Origin of the sequence: Bacillus sp. NP247, from assembly GCF_018966865.1 — a bacterium.
Taxonomy (GTDB): Bacteria; Bacillota; Bacilli; order Bacillales; family Bacillaceae_G; genus Bacillus_A.
Genome location: NZ_CP076653.1, coordinates 5,112,098 through 5,126,373, shown reverse-complemented (window position 1 = coordinate 5,126,373; position 14,276 = coordinate 5,112,098). Strand labels below are relative to the sequence as shown.

16 protein-coding genes and 2 pseudogenes are annotated in these 14,276 nt (G+C 30.7%); 6 read left to right on the top strand and 12 right to left on the bottom strand.

Annotation, left to right across the window (positions count from 1 at the left end; translation table 11 throughout):
* The first annotated feature begins 99 nt into the window (after positions 1 to 99).
* Positions 100 to 1,179 carry a condensation protein gene (locus KPL75_RS26545; protein ID WP_375141040.1) on the top strand — a complete coding sequence of 360 codons (1,080 nt, stop codon included), beginning with the start codon at positions 100 to 102 and terminating at the stop codon, positions 1,177 to 1,179.
* A gap of 291 nt (positions 1,180 to 1,470) precedes the next feature.
* Here the strand turns inward: KPL75_RS26545 and KPL75_RS26540 are convergent, their stop codons facing one another.
* Positions 1,471 to 1,845 (bottom strand): hypothetical protein, encoded by a 375-nt coding sequence (locus KPL75_RS26540; RefSeq protein ID WP_219918580.1) that lies wholly within the window; start codon positions 1,843 to 1,845, stop codon positions 1,471 to 1,473.
* Between the two features lie 165 nt (positions 1,846 to 2,010).
* Between KPL75_RS26540 and KPL75_RS26535 the strand changes: the two genes are divergently transcribed.
* Positions 2,011 to 2,169, top strand: coding sequence for a hypothetical protein (locus KPL75_RS26535; protein WP_219918578.1), 159 nt, complete (start codon positions 2,011 to 2,013; stop codon positions 2,167 to 2,169).
* A 563-nt stretch (positions 2,170 to 2,732) separates the two neighbouring features.
* Here KPL75_RS26535 and KPL75_RS26530 read toward each other — a convergent pair.
* The 6 genes and pseudogenes from KPL75_RS26530 to yqeK form a co-directional block, all read right to left on the bottom strand.
* Positions 2,733 to 3,581 (bottom strand): GNAT family N-acetyltransferase, encoded by an 849-nt coding sequence (locus KPL75_RS26530; RefSeq protein ID WP_219918577.1) that lies wholly within the window; start codon positions 3,579 to 3,581, stop codon positions 2,733 to 2,735.
* A 27-nt stretch (positions 3,582 to 3,608) separates the two neighbouring features.
* Entirely contained in the window at positions 3,609 to 4,349 is a 741-nt protein-coding gene (locus tag KPL75_RS26525) for a class I SAM-dependent methyltransferase (RefSeq protein WP_219918575.1), read from the bottom strand.
* 14 nt (positions 4,350 to 4,363) lie between these two features.
* A pseudogene (locus KPL75_RS26520) lies at positions 4,364 to 4,998 on the bottom strand (SDR family oxidoreductase).
* A 16-nt stretch (positions 4,999 to 5,014) separates the two neighbouring features.
* A complete protein-coding gene (gene mtnN, locus KPL75_RS26515; RefSeq protein ID WP_219918573.1) occupies positions 5,015 to 5,752 on the bottom strand; it encodes a 5'-methylthioadenosine/S-adenosylhomocysteine nucleosidase in 738 nt (245 codons plus the stop codon).
* Positions 5,749 to 6,423, bottom strand: a complete 675-nt coding sequence (locus tag KPL75_RS26510) for a DUF3885 domain-containing protein (RefSeq protein ID WP_219918571.1) — start codon at positions 6,421 to 6,423, stop codon at positions 5,749 to 5,751. Before KPL75_RS26510 ends, mtnN begins: the two co-directional genes overlap by 4 nt.
* Before the next feature lie 13 nt (positions 6,424 to 6,436).
* Positions 6,437 to 7,045: a bis(5'-nucleosyl)-tetraphosphatase (symmetrical) YqeK gene (gene yqeK, locus KPL75_RS26505; RefSeq protein WP_219918570.1), complete on the bottom strand. Its 609-nt coding sequence runs from the start codon at positions 7,043 to 7,045 to the stop codon at positions 6,437 to 6,439.
* Between the two features lie 197 nt (positions 7,046 to 7,242).
* Here yqeK and KPL75_RS26500 point away from each other — a divergent pair, with 197 nt between their 5' ends.
* From KPL75_RS26500 to KPL75_RS26490, 3 genes are all read left to right on the top strand, one after another.
* Positions 7,243 to 7,938 (top strand): response regulator transcription factor, encoded by a 696-nt coding sequence (locus KPL75_RS26500; protein ID WP_219918568.1) that lies wholly within the window; start codon positions 7,243 to 7,245, stop codon positions 7,936 to 7,938.
* A complete protein-coding gene (locus KPL75_RS26495; protein ID WP_219918565.1) occupies positions 7,928 to 9,085 on the top strand; it encodes a sensor histidine kinase in 1,158 nt (385 codons plus the stop codon). The genes KPL75_RS26500 and KPL75_RS26495 overlap by 11 nt, the downstream gene beginning before the upstream one ends.
* Before the next feature lie 181 nt (positions 9,086 to 9,266).
* Positions 9,267 to 10,283 carry a D-alanyl-D-alanine carboxypeptidase family protein gene (locus KPL75_RS26490; protein ID WP_219918563.1) on the top strand — a complete coding sequence of 339 codons (1,017 nt, stop codon included), beginning with the start codon at positions 9,267 to 9,269 and terminating at the stop codon, positions 10,281 to 10,283.
* Positions 10,284 to 10,337: 54 nt separating this feature from the next.
* Here KPL75_RS26490 and KPL75_RS26485 read toward each other — a convergent pair.
* The 5 genes and pseudogenes from KPL75_RS26485 to KPL75_RS26465 all read right to left on the bottom strand — a co-directional run.
* Positions 10,338 to 10,793: pseudogene (locus KPL75_RS26485) on the bottom strand (DinB family protein); the annotation flags it as partial.
* Positions 10,794 to 10,946: 153 nt separating this feature from the next.
* On the bottom strand, positions 10,947 to 11,642 hold the full coding sequence (locus tag KPL75_RS26480) for an alpha/beta fold hydrolase (RefSeq protein WP_219921172.1): 696 nt from the start codon (positions 11,640 to 11,642) through the stop codon (positions 10,947 to 10,949).
* 37 nt (positions 11,643 to 11,679) lie between these two features.
* The gene (locus KPL75_RS26475) at positions 11,680 to 12,240 is read right to left on the bottom strand and encodes a nucleoside/nucleotide kinase family protein (RefSeq protein WP_219918561.1); all 561 of its coding nucleotides are present in this window, start codon (positions 12,238 to 12,240) and stop codon (positions 11,680 to 11,682) included.
* A gap of 47 nt (positions 12,241 to 12,287) precedes the next feature.
* The gene (locus KPL75_RS26470; protein WP_219918558.1) at positions 12,288 to 12,830 is read right to left on the bottom strand and encodes a GNAT family N-acetyltransferase; all 543 of its coding nucleotides are present in this window, start codon (positions 12,828 to 12,830) and stop codon (positions 12,288 to 12,290) included.
* Positions 12,831 to 12,934: 104 nt separating this feature from the next.
* Positions 12,935 to 13,291 carry a hypothetical protein gene (locus tag KPL75_RS26465; RefSeq protein ID WP_219918556.1) on the bottom strand — a complete coding sequence of 119 codons (357 nt, stop codon included), beginning with the start codon at positions 13,289 to 13,291 and terminating at the stop codon, positions 12,935 to 12,937.
* Positions 13,292 to 13,731: 440 nt separating this feature from the next.
* Here KPL75_RS26465 and KPL75_RS26460 point away from each other — a divergent pair, with 440 nt between their 5' ends.
* On the top strand, positions 13,732 to 14,100 hold the full coding sequence (locus KPL75_RS26460; RefSeq protein ID WP_219918555.1) for an FtsB family cell division protein: 369 nt from the start codon (positions 13,732 to 13,734) through the stop codon (positions 14,098 to 14,100).
* The last annotated feature ends 176 nt before the right edge of the window (positions 14,101 to 14,276 follow it).

Genomic DNA, 14,276 nt, shown 5'->3' with positions numbered 1-14,276 from the left:
TTTCAACCATATGAGAAACGGGATTATAACTAAAAATAGTCTTAAAAGGAGGACAAAATTGTGAAAAAAAGAAAATATCCAGTAACACCTCAAGATCGAATGAATTATATACTAGGTCTTTATTCTGCAAATCAACAAATTAATGCCGTTCTTTATTTCCCTATAGGTATATCAAAGAAAATACTTGAACAATCAGTAAGGATAACGTTACAATTACAGCCCGTTTTGAACAGCCATTTTGTAGAAAGTGATATTCCTTACTGGGAGGAATATTCATCTAGTACTAACTCACCGATTTGTTTTTTTGCAGAAGGAAATGATCAAGAACTTGAAATGATGGCAATAGATTTTATTAAGGAATCTGGAGATCTTATTCAGGGACCTATGGTTCAAACAAAATTATTACAAGGTACTACAACAAATATGTTAGTCGTGAAATTATCTCATCTTTGTTCAGATGGTGCAGGAGTCAAGGAATATATTAATTTGCTGGGAGCAATTTATACTCAATTTTCTCTAGGACAGTCCAAGGATCAAATTATAAAGGAGTTTGGTACGGGGAATGAAGGTTTTCGCGATCAATCACTTGTTTTTAAATACGCTGGAATACCCGACGTAAAAAGTGCATATCGTCCTAGTCAAAAACAACAGGCAGCATTATGGTCTTTTCCTTCTCAACCGAACAAAAATACTTACCCAAAAATGTCCATACGGCGGTTAAGCCATGAGCAAACTCTACGCCTAATCCAATGGACAAAAGCACAACAGGCTACCTTGAATGATGCAATCATAACTGCATACTTCCGATCCTTATCGCATTTCACTATGTATGCAGAACCTCGCACCGCAGGAATGGAGTTACTGGCAAATATAAAACTATCTAAGGTTAAGGAAATGTATAAACAGCAATACGAACAGGCTTTACAAATGGAAATAGCGTTGCCATTACTTACAAATTTCAGATCAATAGCAGATAAACCTATTAAGTTTAGTAAAGCTCAAGCTGAAGACGGGTATATGACATCACCTATTATGTATACACCATTCTTTACAATGGTAGCAAGCTCTTATAATGGAAGACTTACATTTACGATTGGTTATCATACACCGGATACATCAAAAGAAAAGGTAGAGCGATTTTTAGAAATTGTGGTCAATCAACTATCAGAATTGTCATAGGAGTATTACCTCACTTTCAACAAAGTATCTCATTATAGATTTTCGTACCAAATAAACCCTATCCGGTTTCAATTTTCTATTCTTTCTACTTTTAATTTGTATTAATAAATGAAGTCGTATAAAAGAGAAGAACATAACGAAATATTTTAAATATAAAGATTTAAATTTCATTGTAAGAAGGTGACTTCTGTAATTAACAAAAGTCACCTTCTTACAATAGATTCGTAATACGTATTATCTCTAAAATATTTATAATGTATTATTTTTATATGACAAAGAAAAAAGTATTCATTAACGAGCATTTTCCAATACTTTTATTAGGTCATTTATATTTTCAATTTTCTGTTGAAATTGATCAAGTCTGCTATGTAGCAATGAAGGATTCTTATCTTCTCTTGAAATAACTTGCTTTAATTCGTGTTCTAATTTATCATACGCATCAAAGAAATTATCAAATTCTACACTTACAAGTTCTTCATTTTCACGATAAAATCTTTTTGCTTCTATATAGGTCATATATGATTGATTTAAAAATCCTAATGAAATTAAATATTTCGAAGTGTTTTCTTGATAAATAGCAATATCACATGCTGTTTTAATATCAGAATAAGTCTTTTGTATGAAAGATTGTAATTCAATAATCTTAAACTTTAATCCATTATGCATTTAATTCCCTCCCGTATTATCTATTCTACATAATATAAGAATATTATACAAAGTAAAATTTCATCCTGAAAGTGATATTTAAAAAGATAACTTAAAAGGTTTAAAACTCAAAAAAACCTTTAGTATTTATATAATAAATTGAATATGTAATTAGGAGTAGATATAATGCCAGAAACATTAGAACCCATTCTTTTCATACTTATAGCAATTAGTGCTGTGGGTTATCTAATAAAAGATTTTCAAAAACCTAAGAAAAGAACACTTGGAATTTCATTAGAATGTTTATTTTTTTCTGGTCAATTTGGAGAATATCGACTATCATAATTTAATTTATATAATCCCTCTCCTCTGGATACATCTTAATATTCAATTCATACTGCAAGCATCCCATTTCTTAATCATGTTCCTTGAATGAAGCAGTTAACTTTTGCTAGCTGCTCTTTTCTTTGTAACCATTATAAACAAATTTCCATATAATATAGTCATTCCTTTTTTATAAATTAAGCTCGTCACTTGGATTATAAAAATAGGATTATATCCTATAGATTTTTTTAGAATCATCCATAATTTATTTCTGGAAAAGTGATTTATTTTACTGAAAGGTGGTTGCGGAAACAACTGCCTTTTTATTTGAAAAAATTTTTTTATATTACTATTTTCTGCTTTCTGGAACAGTTTTATAATTTCTAACCTTCTTCCTCGTTTTCAATTCAATATGTAATATTTCTTTATTTTAATGTCACTTTATAAATTGCCTTCTAATAAAAAGACCTCCACATATAGTATGTAGGGAGATTATTCACAGATTCTTTACAGATAATAGGTGAGAAACATTTTACACTCATAATACAAAAATAAAAAGCGAAAAGAATAATTCCTTCCGCTTTTTATAGCAATAAATACATTTCATATTGTGCTAAAGAATTCTTTTCAAATCCAGATTTCTTTAAAAACCCTTCCAGTAAATTGTTGTTTGGAAACCCAATTGATAAACTTGATAACTTTAATTCTTCACTTGCTACTTGTAATAATCGCGTCGCAATACCAATATTTCTATAGTCTTTGTCTACGAAAATAAAACTAATTTTACCTTGTTCATTTACACATATAGAGCCTTTTAAATCATTATCAACATATGCACCGTAAAATGTATTATTTGTTTTTTCGATATAATCCATATCATTTTGCCAATTAATATGGAAGTTAAGCCATTTCTGAATTTCAAATTTAAATGGTTGAAATTCTATTTGTTTTACTTCAATACCTTTAAAATCCTTATTAATTATTTTAGTAAAATCATTTAAATTATAATAAGAAAGTTCATATACTTTTTCATAACCAAGTTTATTATAAAAATGAATCGCTCGGCCATTACCTACAATTACTTCAAGAAAAAGTTGTTTGCATCCATTTTGAATCGCCTCTTCTTTATGCAGTTCAAACAACTTTTGACTAATACCAGCACCGCGATAATTAGGATGGATAGCTAACGTTCCGCAGCGCATTGTTTTTATACTTTCATAAACTTTTATACCACCAAGTATTACACCAACAGATTTATCACCATCTAAAGCAAGAAAGGAGTGTTCTAACGAATTGCCTTCTGGCCCAAAAAACCTTTTTATAAAATCTTCTTTTGAAACTTCCATTTTAATAATGTAATCTGAAAATCCATCCTTAAAAGCTTCATACACTAAATCTATACTTAGTTCACTACATTTTTTGTATTGAATCATATAAGTATACTCCTCTGCTATGACTTGTTATATACTACATTCAAACACATGAAATGAATTCCCTTCACCATATCCATCCTTTATTTCATGAACAACAATTTGACTAAATCCATTAGAAATAAGTATATTTTCAAATTCTTTTAAATCATATAGTCTTATAGGAAAATCCATAATCTCAGTTTCTGCTATTTTCTCATCATGAATAACTTCATATTTTAGTTTAATATTTAAAAGTTTTTGTGCCTCATCATAGGACACTTTTCTATACTCAACAATTAATTCATTGTTAATTTCTTTTCTATTTGTCTCTATCCAATCTAGAATTTGTTCTGTTTCACTTCCACCTTGTACAATAGTAAGAAGTAATTTTCCATTTTCTTTTAAGCCATTTTTCATATTTTGAAGACTAATATCTACTAAATTATTTGGTAAAAGAGAGAATGATCCAATAGGAATCATTATAAGATCGTATTTTCTATCACTATGGTATTCTTCTATTCTTACTTGTGATACAACCGGTTTTAAGTTTAATTTTTCTGCTTTATCTTTACAAACTTTAAGCATATCTTTCGAAATATCAAATCCTTCTATATTCACACCATTTTGCATAAAAGGAATTAACATTCTACCATTTCCACACATCGGTTCTAACACTGCCATGTTTTTGTCTTTTGCAAACGAAAGATAGAAATCTAATTCTTTTCCAACAGCAATTGATTTATCATTTTCATATATTTTTGTACAAAGCTCTCCATAATACGTAATCAATGTTATTTCACCTCTTAATTTGAAATAAATGGACATTTCCCTACATATGTCTTACTATTTATTTGTTTTAAAACAAACGGTGCAATATCTCCATTTTGAATTTTCATTCCTGGCATATCTACTAAACTCTCTTTTATATTTTCAATGTCATTTCCCTCTATAACAAATGGTAATCTAACAATTGTCCAATCTACATCACTACTTGTATAATTTCCAATTCTTTATATTTATCCCTCATCATCTTCGGAAGAAATAATTGAAACAAAGTAGCCCCTATTTTATTTACAATTCCCTTCTGATCTCCTTCTACATTTAAGGAGCCTCCAGAAATAAGAATATAACGTTTTATTTCATATTCTTTCATTACTTTTAAAATATGCTTCGTAACTGTGCTAAAAATATAAGGTTCATTTTTCGGTTGTCCCACCGCATTAATTACAGCCCTACAACCTTTAAGTAATTCTTGTATTGTAGAAAAATCACGGGCATCCCCAATGATAGTCTCTATATTTTCATTAGTTATCGGCATATTTTTAGAAGTTCTCGTTAATATTTTTGCTTGATATCCCTTTTCTAACGCATGATTTACGATGAATTTTCCAGCTTTACCATTCGCACCAAGAATTGCTATTTTATTTGTAGTTTCCAATATTAAAACCCTCTAACTATCTATTATTTACTACAGTAATCTCATAAACACGTAAAAAAATAATTAAATGCTCACATGCTCGTTCACATGCTAACATTTTAAAAATTTTTTGTTCTTCTTTCGTTTTATCATTCGCTTGATCCGAAGCGGCTTTTAAACATAAAAAAGGTTTTTTATTTATATGGCACACATAAGCGAACGCTGCCACTTCTTGATCAACCGCTAAAGCACCGTATACAGTATGCAGTAAATATCTCATTTCTGAACTACGAACACGCTGATCTCCAGATAAGAACGTACCGAAATGAACAGGATCAAAAGACCTTATTTTCTTTATTCTTCTTACTAGTGATCTTGTTGTTTCAATAGGTGCTGTTCTACCGTCGTATAAATTAAAAACATCTTCCCCTGAGCCAGCAGCAGTAACATCGTGCTGGATTGTGTTAAGTGCCACTACAATATGGCCATTTTTCACCTTATTTGATAGACTTCCGCATATCCCTGTCATAAATAACTCATCTGGTTGAAACTCACTAATTAACAATTGTACACAACTAGCACAACTTACTTTACCAACACCAGTAATAACTGAAATAACTTCCAATTCGTTAATAGTATGAAAATAGAATTCCCAAGCTGCTCTTTTTTCAACACGTTCACTTGGATAATGTTGATGCAAATACGTAAGCTCTGGTTCCCATGCAGATACAATTGCAATACGTTTCATTACACACTTCACTTCCCCTATTATCATTTAAACAAATCATCTATACTCTCTCGTTCATAATCTGGAATCCACTCTTTGTACTTCTCATATAAACCCCGTATCATTTCTTTATTCTTCGCGATTACTTCACATCCTCTATCATCATAAATAAACATGATAATATCCTTTGTTACATTTATAAAAAATACATCTGGATATGAAATTTCTTTTTTTCGTCCTAGGCGTGGACGTAGGTCTGGGAAGTCTTCATGATTAGCAGCTTCAATAAGCGGTTCATATTTAATATCTTCCGCAAGACATTTTAAAGAAAATTGAGATGTACAATATAAGTCGGCTTCTTCATCTTCAAATAGAAAAGGTAATGTTTCTTGTCTTATATGAAACTTTAAATCCCTCTTTTTAATAAATCTATTATATACATTTATTTTCTGCGGATTTTTTATATTTTCCTGTTTAAATCGATAAACATTTGTGACTAAAAAGACGGTATCTTCTTTTGAAAATATATCTTCAAATACGTATTTATTACATGTATATAGTTGAGAGAAGTATTCCATGTTTAAATCGTCGGTTCCTTCTACATCTTGGTATTTATCTTTTCCAAAATCAAAATGTAGATGAGTTTCCCACTGAAAGTATATGTACGGTACTAACGTAACTCTTGGAAATGTTTGATTCATATATTCTTTAAACTGCATTTTTATACCCTTTCTACTCTACAATTTCTTTTAAATGCCAATATGCTTCTTCTAGCCACGGATGTATGACTTTTAATGTATCTTTTCTTTCCCACAAATATGAAATATATACAAAAGCAGCATGTTCTAAAGATTTTTCTAATCCATTTTTTATGCCTACTAAGTATGATGGTGTCCCAATTTGATCCCATTCTATTTTATCTGCAACAAATAACACTAAATCCAAATTCGTTGCATGTTTACGCAGTGTAGTATGGCAACAAATTGCACCTAAAATCTCTTCATCTTCCACTTTAAATATCTCTTTTGCGATTACTCTCGATAGTTTTTGATGAATAATCATTGGAAATTTCCGTTCTTCTTGTAATATTTCGATTCCAAATGCTTCAGCAACTTTAATCCGTTCCTCGTTAGGAAAGATTGCACTTATATCATGTAAATACCCTGCAATTTCTGCTTTTTCTTCATTTTCATGAAACATTATCGCTATTCTTCGCGCTTCATTTGCCACACGAATTGAATGTTTATATGTAAATTCTTTATTGTATTTTAATAGAAACTCTTTTATATCATGTTCTATTTTCCCAGTTGGAGTAAATGAACATATTTCATTATATAACACGTTAATCTCCTCCTTATTACACTCCTTCAATATAATAGGAAATTCAAATAACTCTTCTATTTTAATTCGTTATGAATGGTTTAATTCCTTTTTAATACGTTACATGAAATTTTATGTAAAATCATTGCTACAAAGTACATAAATGTTTGTTATTATAGTAATGTTGATTAATTGTAAGGAAAGGAACTAACTAAATAATGAATAAAAGCATATTAATTATTGATGATGATAAAGATATTGTAGAGTTACTCGCTGTTTATTTGCGAAATGAAGGATATAACATTTTTAAAGCTTATGACGGTGATGAAGCAATACAAATGATATCTGTATATGAAGTTGACCTTATGATTTTGGATATTATGATGCCAAAGCGAAATGGATTAGAAGTTTGTCAGGAAGTGCGTGAAAATAATACTGTACCTATACTTATGCTGAGTGCAAAGGCTGAAGATATGGACAAAATATTAGGGCTTATGACAGGTGCAGATGATTATATGATTAAACCGTTTAATCCACTAGAATTGGTCGCTAGAGTGAAAGCTTTGCTGAGAAGATCCTCTTTCCAAAACACTGCTACTCAAAAGAAAGACGATGGTATCATTCGTATTCGAACAGTTGAAATCCATAAGCATAATCATACTGTTAAAGTAAATAATGAATATATTAAGCTTACATCTATTGAATTTGATATTTTATATTTACTAGCGAGCAATACAGGAAGAGTATTTAGTTCCGAAGAAATATTTGAACGTGTTTGGAATGAAGATGGTTATGGTTCAAATAAAACTGTAATGGTTCATATTAGTAATTTACGGGATAAACTTGAAACAGTAATGAATGGAGAAAAATTTATTCATACTGTTTGGGGAGTAGGCTATAAAATTGAGAAATGAAGCATTTGATATTTTAAAAGATATCCCAAAATGGAAGATAATTTTTTGGTTTTTATTAGCTATCACTCTTACACCTATTACTGAATTAATTATATATCGCCTCATTACGAGTGTAATTGAGAGTTCACTTACTCTAACCGAACTCGGTAAAGAATTCATTCGGATTTTTGGTTATGAAAAGTATAAAGGGATTAAGGAATCTTTATGGATGATGATTGTTTCTTATTTATTTTTATTTTCTATTTTTTCATCCTATCTATACATTTTTTATCGTCACGAGAGAAAGCTTTACTATGAAACTTGTATTAAAAAAATGATAGAAGAGATTCGTTATATTGCAAATGGAAACTTCAATCATAAAGTTTCCATCGTAAATCATAATTATTTAGAAGAGTTAGCGACTGGGGTCAATCAAATTGTTGAACAATTAAAAGAGTCAATTGATGAAGAAAGACAGGCAGAACAAGCAAAAAGCGAACTGATTACAAATGTATCACATGATTTACGTACTCCCCTAACATCTATAGTTGGATACGTGAATTTAATCCATCATGATAATTATAGAGATGAAGTGGAATTACGTCATTACATACAAGTCATTTATGGTAAAGTAACACGTCTAAACGCATTAATGAATGACTTGTTTGAATACACCCGTGTTCAAAATAAAGAGTTAAGTTTATATTCTGCTCCCATTGATATTGTAGAGCTACTTGGGCAATTAACTGTTCAATTCCGAATACAAGTTCAAGAAGCTAATATTGAATGCCGCCCTTCTTTCCCCTCTCAAAAACTCATGGTATCAGCTGATGGAGATAAATTAGTGCGCGTATTTGAAAATCTTATTATAAACGCTATCGCTTATGGAAACGAAGGTGGTTATATTGACCTTACCGCTTATGAAAGCAATAATATGATTACAATTGATATAACAAATTACGGACAACCTATTCCTAGTACAGATTTACCTCATATCTTTGAACGTTTTTATCGTGTTGAAAAATCACGTTCAACAAACACTGGTGGATCAGGACTCGGATTAGCAATTGCAAAAAGTATTGTCGAACTGCATAAAGGAACGATTGAAGTATATAGTGATGACAAGAAAACAACTTTCACTGTAAAACTACTACCATATAAAAGTTAATACACCATAATTTTAGGTTCAATTTCTAATATAAAAAGAAATTGAACCTTTTATTTTCCATCAATATCCAAAATTTAATAATTTTTTATAATTCTTTAGAAATTCTTTACCTTTTCTTTCTTCCTAATTAAGCATTCCTTTTTACAATATTATTATTGATGTCATAGTAGGGGGATCGCTTATGCAATTCTTTAAAAAATTTACAATTTTATTATTATCTTTTATTATTACTGCACTTATCGTTTTATATTTTTATCTTTATGTAAATGGTCCAATTATTCAAGCTAAATCAGCTATTTTAATAGATGCTAATTCAGGTGAGATTGTTTATAAAAAAAATGAAAGTACTCCCATTCAGTCGGCCACTTTATCTAAATTAATGACTGAGTATATTGTAATGGAACAACTTCATGATGGCAAAATACAATTAGATGAATCTGTACAAATAAGTAACGACGTTTTTCAAACCGAAACGAGTCCTATACATGTAACATCGAATGATAAAACAACCGTTCGTGATTTACTAAATACATTGCTTTTAACCGGAAATAATCGTTCTGCACTTGAACTAGCAGAACACATTGCTGGAAATGAAGCTAACTTTACAATGTTAATGAATGAAAAAGCAAAACAACTACATTTATCACAGCCATCTCCTTTTCTAAACTCTACTGGAGTTAATCAAGATACAAATAAGCAATCGAATACAACAGCGAAAGACGCCGCTAAACTAGCAACACAATTAGTAAAGAATTTCCCTTATGTACTGAATATTACGAAACTAACCTCTTACCAATTTACCTTCAAAGATTTTCAAGTTTTCAACACAAATAAAATGATTTATTCCCTTAATGAAAACATTAAACTCCAAGGTGTTGATGGCTTGCAAACTAGTTTTTCAACTAATGGTAATAATAGTTTTGTCGGTACTGCAAAACTAGGAGATACTAGGCTTATTTCAGTAATATTAGAATCCGATGAAGAAAACACTACTTTTATTGAAACAAAAAAATTACTTCAGTACGGTTTTGAACCTTCCTCGTACTCTGCACTCCAAGCTTTTAAAGATGCTCTTACATCTTGGGCAATATTGCTACAGTTTAAAAATTTAATCATACAAACGATGATGATCTTTTTCATCATTACCATTTTAATGTTTTTACATATACGTCAGAAAAAATCAGAGGATTTTAACTAAAAGTTCTCTTTTATATAAAAAGCCGACTTGCATGTAGCAAGTCGGTTTCTAAATCTATAATCCCCTTCCAATTAAATTCGCTGAAACGGGCTGAAGATTTAACTCTCTTGCCCATATTGATAGCTGACCTATATGATGAATTTCATGTACAATTACATGCCTTAAAACTTCACCGTATTTATATGTTTTATCTGTCCATGAAGCTTTCAATATTTTTGATTCGAAGTCGCCAGACCATAACCGCAAAAAGTTATCTAATTCTCGTCTATATAAATCAGATAATGCTTTCACTTTTTTGATTGATTGATAATCTTTAAACTGTGGTTCGTTATCCTCTTTTTCTTGAAGCGCACTAATCCAGCTATACTCAACATCTACAATATGGAAAAGTGTTTCTAAAATACTCCCAACACCTCCAACACGTTTGCGAAGCAATTCCTCCTCTGTAAGCTGTTCACACCACTTAAACCAATCATCTCTTACTTGCCAATTATATTGAAATAAAGTGAAACTTTAATCATTGGGGGTATTCATCCCCAATGATTATTAGTTGAACCAATCGGGCATTTACGGGCCGTTGATCTCCCGCCTAACTTCTTTGCTCCAGCCAAATTTTGAGGTGGGAGTCTTACTGCCCGTTAATGCGGGGTAAAGTGTACACATTTATCTCTCCCCTACCCCAAGGATCCACTTAACAGCATCTATTACATAATGTGGTTCATCTTTTTGAATATAGTGACCACTATTTTCTGCAATTATAAATTTATTATTGGTTGATAATTGTAATAATTCTTCTTGCAATTGCAACCATTTCAGTTGTGCATCTGCTGAATAAAAAGCTTTTTTTCCAGCAGCTAACACGACAAGTGGAATATCTCTCATTGACTTACAATGTCGATCTGCTTCACCTAGACTAAACATAAACTCTTCATATGAACCTTCATATACAAATTGTTTGTAGTAAGCTTCTTGAAATTCAGAAGACATTATTGGCAAAAAATCTTCTTTATAATTTTCTGGTGTCGAATCGACTAAAACTAATCCCATTGTATCTTCAGGATAAAAAGCCGTAAATAAACGTACATTTATCCCCCCAAAGGAATGTCCTACAAAAATATAGGGTGGCTTAAGTTGTAATTGTTTTAAGCAAGCTCTTAATTCTTTTACCATTTCAGAACTAATACGCCGCTTGGAACTCTTCCCACTTTTTCCCAACCCAGCTCTATCATATGTAAGTACCGTCCCATATTCCGTCAGCCCTTCCGCAATACGATCCCATGCCTTTGAATAATCACCATAACCTGCTTCCATTATAATAACAGGCTGCTGCTTTTCTCCTTGAAATATTTTTGTATATATTTTAAAGCTATCAACTTGTACATATTATTTTATACATTTAACCATTCACAATCACTTCTCTTCGATTAAGTTCCTCTATTATTTGATCAATTATTTCACTTATAGATAAAGATCCATCCAATACAATATCCGAATTCGGCTTAACAGTATGAATTGCCTCTAAATAAGCTTTTCTCGCATGTGTCATGTAATGTTTCAAATTATTATGTATTTCACTCATTGTATCTTCTTTAAAATCTCTCAAAATTCTTCTAGCCATCGCAATATCTAAAGGTGTGTCAATAAATATAGTTACATCAATGAATTGTCTCACTTCTCTATTTAAGTATGCAAAAGGATAATCTACAATAATATAATCTAAACTACTATCTTGTATAGAACGCTGAATATCATTCATTAGCGGTGTAAGTACCCATTCATCGTAATTAGCTCCATCATCAATCCATTTACAAATATCAACAGGACAGTTATCAAATTTATAACTATCAAAATATAGAGCCTTTGAGTTTTTCAACTCATGAGCTAAACTTTCTGTAATGGTAGTTTTACCGCCCCCTGAAACAGCTGCAATTGAAATTACTTTAGCTTTTTTAACCATGATTCCCACCAAACCCCTTTTAGTTGACATAATAAAATTATAATAAACTATTGTTTTTTATTGTTCCATTCATATTCTAACATACTCATTTCCCATAAATTCCAATACGTTTCTCCTACTTTTTTTGAATCTCTTAATAACCCTTCTTTTACAAATCCTATTTTTTCATAACATGAAATGGCCGACGTATTAAAATCATACACGCCAAGAGTTACTCTATGTAGTTTTAATTCTTCAAACGCAATATGAAGTACTGCTTTCATCATATGTCTTCCTATTGAACGCCCTCTCATTTTCGTATTACCAACTAACACTTTTCCAATTCTCGCAGACTTATTTATATCGTCTATTTGCCCAAGTGAAATATGACCGATTACTTCTTTAGTCTTTTCATCTATTACTTTGAAAGCAAGTGTATTTGCACTTTCTATATATTTCTCTAATTGCTGTTCATTTAAAGGATATGTAAATGCATTTCCTGACCACTGTATTAAAAATTGTTCGGAATTAACCCAATTTATTAATTGCTTAAAATCCTTTCTTTTAAAGTGCTCTAGTCCAATCACTCTCATTCTCCTTTCGTACATCATTATTTATAACCTCAAACTTAATTCTATATAAAGAATATATTCTCCTTTTATAGCAAATTAAAATAAAGCCATTCATAAGAATGACTTTACAAAAAACAGTATTATTAAGCTTTGTTTGCTACGTCAACACCATTAAAATCAAACTGAGCAGTAACCGTTGTAACAGGAGGGAAAATTGCTTCAATTTTACAAATGGAGATAATTACTCCAACTGATCCAGGAATAGCTGCAAGCTTAACAACATCACAACTTACAGACGACACCGTACCTACATAAGTACGTCCCTCTGTGTTAATTTGAACTGTTTGATTAATTAATTTCTTAAGCTCATCTCTAATTCCTTGTACACAAGAATTATCACATTTCTCATGCTTTTCCTTTTTACACTCTTCGAATATCTCCCAACAATCATCCTGTTTACATGTACACTTCTTTTTACAATTGTTAAATCGAGATCCCAAAACCTCACCCCCTAATCCTTTCTATTAGTAAAGTATGTCCACTAGCTTAAAAGTGTACAAGGCAAACACATAGAAAGGAAAAAACAAACACATATACTACTGTATAAATCCTCAATTCAAACACTCCAAACATGTAGCATTATTAGTATATATGTGCTTTCAACGTTAATAAACATTCTTTTCTTTATTCATTATAAAAGCAGGCCTCTAACAATTAGAGGCCGCTAAATGAGGGAACTTGAATTTTTATTCTGCTGAATTTGAAATTTAGATTACCCTTAGGAGCCTCGCGGACAATTGGTGTTTCTTTTATGTAAATAAGGATTTTATTTACACTTTACAAAATGCAACTATATTAAAATATCTTCTAAAATTCCCATTAAACATTTATAATACTTTTAAGCGTTTTAAATTCTACAATCAGTAATGGAGGCATTTTAATGAGAAACATCCCAAAAGTATCATCACACCAATCAAATCCTAATATACCCTCACAGCAAGTGAACCCTAATACCCAACAAGGTAATATTAAAAAAACAAGACGCCGTATTATAACTATTTTGGCTTTTATATTACCTATAATTTTTGTCCTTCAATATTCTCTGAATAACCAACAAGAAGTAATTAAAGAAAAACAAATCACGCTTAATACGGAGCAACAAAAATTATCTTCTGTAAAGAAGGATGGCCATTCCCTTAAGAATGATGTTAAAGCTTTAACAAGTAGTGAAGAAGAAATTTTAAAATTTGCAAGGAAACTGTATGGATTTTCTAAACCGAATGAAACTATATTTCAAATAACTGAATAAAATTACACTGCATTACCCAAAAGGCGATTTGAAGATAATCGCCTTTTTATATTTAATTTCTAAAGAAATCATACTACTCTCTCTTTCTATCAAATAACTATTTTGTTTACTTTATTAAAATACAACCGTTTGGCATCATAAGTAATTTTTATAATTAGTTAATTTCTCAATGTAGT

Excerpts from the sequence above, each read along its gene's own strand:
- KPL75_RS26545 (WP_375141040.1), top strand. The coding sequence starts at position 100 with ATGAATTATATACTAGGTCTTTATTCTGCAAATCAACAAATTAATGCC.
- KPL75_RS26540 (WP_219918580.1), bottom strand. The coding sequence starts at position 1,845 with ATGCATAATGGATTAAAGTTTAAGATTATTGAATTACAATCTTTCATA.
- KPL75_RS26535 (WP_219918578.1), top strand. The coding sequence starts at position 2,011 with ATGCCAGAAACATTAGAACCCATTCTTTTCATACTTATAGCAATTAGT.
- KPL75_RS26530 (WP_219918577.1), bottom strand. The coding sequence starts at position 3,581 with ATGATTCAATACAAAAAATGTAGTGAACTAAGTATAGATTTAGTGTAT.
- mtnN (WP_219918573.1), bottom strand. The coding sequence starts at position 5,752 with ATGATAATAGGGGAAGTGAAGTGTGTAATGAAACGTATTGCAATTGTA.
- KPL75_RS26510 (WP_219918571.1), bottom strand. The coding sequence starts at position 6,423 with ATGCAGTTTAAAGAATATATGAATCAAACATTTCCAAGAGTTACGTTA.
- KPL75_RS26500 (WP_219918568.1), top strand. The coding sequence starts at position 7,243 with ATGAATAAAAGCATATTAATTATTGATGATGATAAAGATATTGTAGAG.
- KPL75_RS26490 (WP_219918563.1), top strand. The coding sequence starts at position 9,267 with ATGCAATTCTTTAAAAAATTTACAATTTTATTATTATCTTTTATTATT.
- KPL75_RS26475 (WP_219918561.1), bottom strand. The coding sequence starts at position 12,240 with ATGGTTAAAAAAGCTAAAGTAATTTCAATTGCAGCTGTTTCAGGGGGC.
- KPL75_RS26470 (WP_219918558.1), bottom strand. The coding sequence starts at position 12,830 with ATGATGTACGAAAGGAGAATGAGAGTGATTGGACTAGAGCACTTTAAA.
- KPL75_RS26460 (WP_219918555.1), top strand. The coding sequence starts at position 13,732 with ATGAGAAACATCCCAAAAGTATCATCACACCAATCAAATCCTAATATA.